The organism is Streptococcus sp. NM, from assembly GCF_003390135.1.
In the GTDB taxonomy this organism is placed as follows: Bacteria; Bacillota; Bacilli; order Lactobacillales; family Streptococcaceae; genus Streptococcus.
The window spans coordinates 122075-128632 of record NZ_QUOS01000005.1; the positions used below are offsets into that span (position 1 = coordinate 122075).

The following is a 6558-nucleotide window of genomic DNA, read 5'->3' on the forward strand; positions in this document are numbered from 1 at the left end:
GACAAAGGTTCTGTCTTTTTTTACAATTATATCATGAAAACCCTTGAAACAAAAGCCTCATCCGTCTGTTGTGACAAGTAGAAAGAAAATGTTATGTCTGAACGTAGAATCTCTGAAAAGTCTCTTGAAAATCTCAGAAAATCAAACCAAGAATCCAATTTAATAACTAGAGAAGCGATCGAAACAGCCCTCTTGCAACTCTTGGAAAAAAAGGATTTGACCAAGATTAGTATTTCTGAATTGGTCAAACGTGCAGGCGTTTCACGTGCGGCCTTTTACCGCAATTATGATTCCAAAGAGGAAATTTTAGAGAGTGTCTTTAAACGGAGTGTCCATAACATCATGGAACAGCTGCACCATTATGATTTGAAGACAGACCTTTACCTAGTATGGGTTCACCTTTTCCGCGAGGCAAGAAAGGAAGCCAGAGTGATTCAACTGGCCTTGGATTACCATCTGGAAAAGATCTTTGTCCAAGCCATGCAGGAATTTCTAGAAAAATACCATGGAAAATCAAAAGGTGTCAGCTCTTATCTTCATTCCTTCTGGAGCTCAGCCATCGTCTCTGTCCTACTAAAATGGATCAAGGATGGCATGAAGGTACCTGCTGAAAAGATTGCGGATTTACGGTTACCATTTTTTAAAAAATAGAGAAATAGGAGAAAAGATATGACTGAAAAAAGACTAGCCTGGGATGAGTATTTTGCAGCCCAAGCCTTACTAATTGCCAATCGATCCACTTGTAAACGTGCCAAAGTGGGTGCGATTCTGGTAAAAGATAATAAGGTTATTTCCACTGGTTACAATGGTTCGGTGTCAGGTACCGAGCATTGTATTGATCACGAATGTCTGGTCATTGAAGGCCACTGTGTTCGCACCCTTCACGCTGAGGTCAATGCTATCCTTCAAGGTGCTGAACGTGGTGTTCCCAAAGGCTTTACAGCCTATGTGACCCATTTTCCTTGTCTTAATTGCACGAAACAATTGCTTCAGGTTGGCTGCAAGCGCGTGGTTTATATTAACCAGTACCGAATGGACGACTATGCCCAATACCTTTATCAAGAAAAAGGGACAGAATTGACTCATTTACCACTTGAGACAGTACAGGCAGCTCTTAAAGAGGCAGACTTAATGTAAAAATTATCAAAAATAAATAGTTTAGAAAGATTTTTAAACCGTTTTCTGGTATAATAAGAAGAATAAATTGAAAGAAGGAATTCCAAAAATGGGAAAAATTGAAGTTATTAATCACCCACTGATTCAACACAAATTGTCAATCTTGCGTCGTACAGATACTTCTACAAAAGCTTTTCGTGAGCTAGTAGATGAGATTGCAATGTTGATGGGGTATGAAGTACTTCGTGATCTTCCACTAGAAGATGTGGAAATCGAAACACCAATTACAAAAACAGTTCAAAAACAATTGGCAGGTAAGAAATTGGCCATCGTTCCAATTTTGCGCGCAGGTATCGGGATGGTTGACGGCCTCTTGAGCTTGGTTCCAGCAGCTAAAGTTGGTCATATCGGTATGTACCGTGATGAAGAAACGCTTCAACCAGTTGAGTACTTGGTGAAATTGCCTGAAGATATTGACCAACGTCAAATTTTTGTGGTAGACCCAATGTTGGCAACAGGTGGCTCAGCAATCTTGGCTGTTGATTCTCTTAAAAAACGTGGCGCATCAAATATCAAATTTGTCTGCCTTGTATCAGCACCAGAAGGTGTAAAAGCCCTTCAAGAAGCTCATCCAGATGTAGAAATCTTTACAGCAGCCTTAGATGAACGCTTGAACGAACATGGTTATATCGTTCCAGGTCTTGGAGATGCTGGAGACCGCTTGTTCGGTACGAAATAAAATCTAAAAGAAGATTGACTTGGAAAATAAGTTCCAATCACGAAAGGAGGTTGACTTTTTGTTTCTGTCCAATGAAAACAGAGCAAAAATTTGACCTTTTTTGACCTAGATATTATAATAGTCTTATCTTCAGTCATTTGACCAACAAAATTAAAATTCAAAAGGAGAAATGAATGATTCCTGTAGTTATTGAACAAACAAGCCGTGGAGAACGTTCCTACGATATTTACTCACGTCTTCTAAAAGACCGCATCATTATGCTGACAGGTCCAGTTGAAGACAACATGGCTAACTCAGTTATTGCCCAGTTGCTTTTCTTGGATGCCCAAGATAGTACAAAAGATATTTACCTTTATGTCAATACACCAGGTGGTTCCGTTTCAGCTGGTTTGGCAATCGTTGATACTATGAACTTTATCAAGGCAGATGTCCAAACCATCGTTATGGGAATGGCTGCATCTATGGGAACAGTCATCGCATCAAGTGGAGCAAAAGGTAAACGTTTCATGCTTCCAAATGCAGAGTATATGATCCACCAACCAATGGGTGGTACAGGTGGTGGTACTCAACAAACCGATATGGCGATTGCTGCAGAACACTTGCTCAAAACTCGTAACATCTTGGAAAAAATCTTGGCTGAAAATTCAGGTCAGTCAATCGAAAAAGTCCATGCAGATGCAGAACGCGATAACTGGATGAGTGCCCAAGAAACACTTGAATATGGCTTTATTGATGAAATCATGGCCAACAATTCATTGAATTAATGTTGATAGAAGGCAAACTCGACGGGGTTTGCTTTTTTTGGTATAATAGGGAGAGATTTCTTAGAAAGAGGATTTATCATGTTTGAAAAAGTCAATCGATCTGGCTTGATTATCTATCTTTACTATAATCGTGATGCAAAAAAACTGCAGGATTATGGAGATATTACCTATCATTCCAAGAAACATCGTTACTTACAACTCTATGTTCCAACAGAGAATCTAGAGAGTGTAGTTGAGAGATTAGGTAAGGAAAGATTTATCAAAAAAGTTAGAGCTTGTCATATTCAAGAGCTGGAAACACCCTTTGTGGGTAATCTCTATCGAGAGGAAAACGTTATCATCGAAAAAGTTCAAGAAAAGTGTTGACAATTTTCTGATAATTCGGTATATTCTTAACATGCTATTTATTTAAGACATAAGGAGACAAAAAAGATGAAGAAAAAATTTGCCCTATCGTTTGTGGCGCTTGCAAGTGTAGCACTTCTTGCGGCCTGTGGAGAAGTGAAGTCTGGAGCGTCAAACGCTGCTGGTAACTCAGTAGATGAAAAGACAATCAAAATCGGATTTAACTTCGAAGAAACTGGTGCCGTAGCAGCCTACGGTACATCTGAACAAAAAGGTGCCCAACTTGCCGTTGATGAAATCAATGCTGCAGGTGGTATCGATGGAAAACAAATCGAAGTAGTTGATAAAGATAACAAGTCTGAAACAGCTGAGGCGGCTTCAGTAACAACTAACCTTGTAACCCAATCTAAAGTATCAGCAATCGTAGGACCTGCGACATCTGGTGCAACTGCAGCTGCGGTAGCGAACGCTACAAAAGCTGGTGTTCCGTTGATTTCACCAAGTGCGACTCAAGATGGATTGACTAAAGGTCAAGATTACCTCTTTATCGGAACATTCCAAGATAGCTTCCAAGGAAAAATTATCTCAAACTATGTTACTGAAAAATTAAACGCTAAGAAAGTTGTTCTATACACTGACAACGCCAGCGACTATGCTAAAGGGATTGCCAAAGCCTTCCGTGAAGCATACAAAGGTGAAATCGTTGCAGATGAAACTTTCGTAGCAGGTGACACAGACTTCCAAGCAGCCCTTACAAAAATGAAAGGGAAAGACTTTGATGCTATCATTGTTCCTGGTTACTACACTGAAGCCGGTAAAATTGTAAACCAAGCGCGTGGTATGGGAATTGACAAGCCAATCGTTGGTGGTGATGGATTCAACGGTGAAGAGTTTGTACAACAAGCAACTCCTGAAAAAGCATCAAACATCTACTTTATCTCAGGCTTCTCAACTACTGTAGAAGTTTCAGCTAAAGCAAAAGCCTTCCTGGACGCTTACCGTGCTAAGTACAATGAAGAGCCTTCAACATTTGCAGCCTTAGCTTATGATTCAGTTCACCTTGTAGCAAACGCAGCAAAAGGTGCTAAAAACTCAGGTGAGATTAAGGACAACCTTGCTAAAACAAAAGACTTTGAAGGTGTAACTGGTCAAACAAGCTTCGATGCGGACCACAACACAGTCAAAACAGCTTACATGATGACCATGAATAATGGTAAGGTTGAAGCAGCAGAAGTTGTAAAACCATAATAGAAAAATGTTGAAATAGGGATTGAGCCTCTGACTCACTCCCTGTTTCGATGTTTAAGAACCTATCAAAAAGTGAGGGGAAACCCTCAAAATTATAAATAGAAAGAGTGAATCTTATGCTCCAACAACTAGTAAATGGTTTGATTCTAGGTAGTGTTTACGCGCTGTTAGCCCTAGGGTATACCATGGTTTACGGAATTATCAAGCTCATCAACTTCGCCCACGGTGATATTTATATGATGGGAGCCTTTATCGGTTATTTCTTGATTAATTCTTTCCAAATGAATTTCTTTGTAGCGCTTATTGTAGCTATGATAGCGACAGCCATCCTTGGTGTCGTGATTGAGTTTCTTGCTTACCGACCTTTGCGCCACTCTACTCGTATTGCTGTTTTGATTACGGCTATTGGGGTGTCTTTCCTATTGGAGTATGGCATGGTCTATCTGGTTGGTGCCAATACCCGTGCCTTCCCTCAAGCGATTCAAACAGTTCGCTATGATTTGGGACCAGTTAGCCTAACAAACGTGCAGTTAATGATTTTGGCCATTTCCTTGATTTTGATGATTTTGTTACAAGTCATTGTCCAAAAGACCAAGATGGGGAAAGCCATGCGTGCTGTATCTGTAGATAGCGATGCGGCACAATTGATGGGGATCAATGTAAACCGTACTATCAGCTTTACCTTTGCTTTGGGTTCAGCTCTTGCTGGTGCAGCTGGTGTTCTGATTGCCCTCTATTATAACTCTCTTGAGCCTTTGATGGGGGTTACTCCAGGTCTTAAGTCTTTCGTTGCCGCAGTACTTGGTGGTATCGGAATTATTCCTGGTGCGGCTCTTGGTGGTTTTGTGATTGGTCTATTGGAAACCTTTGCGACAGCCTTTGGAATGTCAGACTTCCGTGATGCTATTGTTTATGGAATCTTGTTGTTGATCTTGATTGTCCGCCCAGCTGGTATTCTTGGTAAAAATGTGAAAGAGAAGGTGTAAACGATGAAGGAAAATTTAAAAGTTAATATTCTATGGTTACTCCTTTTGTTAGCTGGCTATGGCTTGATTAGTGTACTGGTTTCAGTCGGAGTACTCAATCTATTCTATGTGCAGATTTTACAACAAATTGGAATTAATATTATTCTGGCTGTTGGTCTTAACTTAATCGTTGGTTTTTCTGGACAATTTTCACTTGGGCATGCTGGTTTCATGGCGATTGGTGCCTATGCAGCAGCTATTATTGGTTCTAAATCACCAACCTACGGTGCCTTCTTTGGAGCTATGCTGGTAGGAGCTTTGCTTTCAGGAGCGGTTGCCTTGCTTGTCGGAATTCCAACCTTACGCTTGAAGGGGGACTATCTTGCGGTAGCGACTCTTGGTGTTTCTGAAATTATCCGTATCTTTATCATCAATGGCGGAAGTCTTACAAATGGTGCAGCAGGTATCTTGGGAATTCCTAACTTTACAACTTGGCAAATGGTTTACTTCTTTGTCGTGATTACAACCATTGCAACCTTGAACTTCTTGCGTAGTCCAATTGGTCGTTCAACTCTCTCTGTTCGTGAGGATGAAATCGCTGCTGAGTCAGTTGGGGTTAATACGACTAAAATTAAAATTATCGCTTTTGTCTTTGGTGCCATTACTGCAAGTATTGCAGGATCACTTCAGGCAGGATTTATCGGTTCAGTTGTACCGAAAGATTACACTTTCATTAACTCAATCAATGTTTTGATTATTGTTGTATTTGGTGGACTTGGTTCCATTACAGGTGCAATCGTTTCAGCTATTGTCCTTGGAATTTTGAATATGCTTCTCCAAGATGTTGCTAGCGTGCGTATGATTATTTATGCTTTAGCCTTGGTATTGGTAATGATTTTCAGACCAGGTGGACTACTTGGGACATGGGAATTGAGCCTATCACGTTTCTTTAAAAAATCTAAGAAGGAGGAACAAAACTAATGGCATTACTTGAAGTAAAACAGTTAACCAAACATTTTGGCGGTCTAACAGCTGTTGGAGATGTGACTCTTGAATTGAACGAAGGGGAATTGGTTGGACTAATCGGTCCAAACGGAGCTGGGAAAACCACTCTTTTCAACCTCTTGACGGGTGTTTATGAACCAAGTGAGGGAACAGTTACCCTTGATGGTCACCTTTTAAATGGGAAGTCACCTTATAAGATTGCTTCTTTGGGACTTGGACGTACATTCCAAAATATCCGTCTCTTTAAAGATTTAACAGTTTTGGACAATGTTTTGATTGCTTTTGGCAACCATCACAAACAACATGTTTTTGCTAGTTTCTTACGCCTACCAGCTTTTTACAAGAGTGAAAAAGAATTAAAGGCTAAGGCTTTTGG

Annotated in this window: 9 protein-coding genes; all 9 read left to right on the forward strand. The window is 40.3% G+C overall.

Annotated elements, in window-relative coordinates; genetic code table 11:
* Positions 1-93 precede the first annotated feature (93 nt).
* The gene (locus DXN33_RS08445) at positions 94-651 is read left to right on the forward strand and encodes a TetR/AcrR family transcriptional regulator (protein WP_115904859.1); all 558 of its coding nucleotides are present in this window, start codon (positions 94-96) and stop codon (positions 649-651) included.
* A gap of 18 nt (positions 652-669) precedes the next feature.
* Positions 670-1137 (forward strand): cytidine/deoxycytidylate deaminase family protein, encoded by a 468-nt coding sequence (locus DXN33_RS08450; protein ID WP_000136973.1) that lies wholly within the window; start codon positions 670-672, stop codon positions 1135-1137.
* Between the two features lie 88 nt (positions 1138-1225).
* Positions 1226-1855, forward strand: a complete 630-nt coding sequence (gene upp / locus DXN33_RS08455; RefSeq protein WP_000515974.1) for a uracil phosphoribosyltransferase — start codon at positions 1226-1228, stop codon at positions 1853-1855.
* Positions 1856-2028: 173 nt separating this feature from the next.
* On the forward strand, positions 2029-2619 hold the full coding sequence (gene clpP / locus DXN33_RS08460) for an ATP-dependent Clp protease proteolytic subunit ClpP (RefSeq protein WP_000613471.1): 591 nt from the start codon (positions 2029-2031) through the stop codon (positions 2617-2619).
* A gap of 78 nt (positions 2620-2697) precedes the next feature.
* Positions 2698-2985 (forward strand): YlbG family protein, encoded by a 288-nt coding sequence (locus DXN33_RS08470; protein WP_115904790.1) that lies wholly within the window; start codon positions 2698-2700, stop codon positions 2983-2985.
* Positions 2986-3051: 66 nt separating this feature from the next.
* A complete protein-coding gene (locus tag DXN33_RS08475) occupies positions 3052-4212 on the forward strand; it encodes an ABC transporter substrate-binding protein (RefSeq protein ID WP_115904789.1) in 1161 nt (386 codons plus the stop codon).
* Between the two features lie 116 nt (positions 4213-4328).
* A complete protein-coding gene (locus tag DXN33_RS08480; RefSeq protein ID WP_033679951.1) occupies positions 4329-5198 on the forward strand; it encodes a branched-chain amino acid ABC transporter permease in 870 nt (289 codons plus the stop codon).
* Between the two features lie 3 nt (positions 5199-5201).
* A complete protein-coding gene (locus DXN33_RS08485; RefSeq protein WP_000662290.1) occupies positions 5202-6158 on the forward strand; it encodes a branched-chain amino acid ABC transporter permease in 957 nt (318 codons plus the stop codon).
* The coding region (locus DXN33_RS08490; protein ID WP_142745834.1) for an ABC transporter ATP-binding protein at positions 6158-6558 on the forward strand (401 nt) is incomplete at its 3' end. The genes DXN33_RS08485 and DXN33_RS08490, both read left to right, overlap by 1 nt.